Origin of the sequence: Pseudoalteromonas sp. T1lg122, assembly GCF_002964825.1 — a bacterium.
Taxonomy (GTDB): Bacteria; Pseudomonadota; Gammaproteobacteria; order Enterobacterales; family Alteromonadaceae; genus Pseudoalteromonas; species Pseudoalteromonas gelatinilytica.
Map to the genome: position 1 here is coordinate 1 of NZ_PQCG01000018.1, position 466 is coordinate 466.

The following is a 466-nucleotide window of genomic DNA, read 5'->3' on the forward strand; positions in this document are numbered from 1 at the left end:
GCTGTTAGAACTCAATCTGTACGAGTGCCCACACAGATGATTGCTTTATATTGTTAAAGAACGTTTGAGATACTTTTGCGTCTCAAGGGCTGTGCATTCTACGCAAGCCGTTATTTTTGTCAACACTTAATTTTGAGAAAAGTTTATTTTTTCAAAACTCAGTCTTACTTGACTCAACCAACTCGTCGTTTTGCTTTTCTGTAAGCAGTCCGCCGTGTCGGTGGATGCGCATTATAGGGAGATCCGAATTGAGATCAACTGTTTTTTGAAGTAATTCCGATTAACGCTCGCACCCTCCGTATTACCGCGGCTGCTGGCACGGAGTTAGCCGGTGCTTCTTCTGTAAGTAACGTCACAGCTAGCCAATATTAGTGACTAACCTTTCCTCCTTACTGAAAGTGCTTTACAACCCGAAGGCCTTCTTCACACACGCGGCATGGCTGCATCAGGCTTGCGCCCATTGTGC

1 rRNA gene is annotated in these 466 nt (G+C 45.1%); it reads right to left on the reverse strand.

The annotated features are described in order from the left end of the window. Positions 1 to 278: 278 nt before the first annotated feature. Positions 279 to 466 (reverse strand): 16S ribosomal RNA (locus tag C2M33_RS10105); the annotation flags it as partial.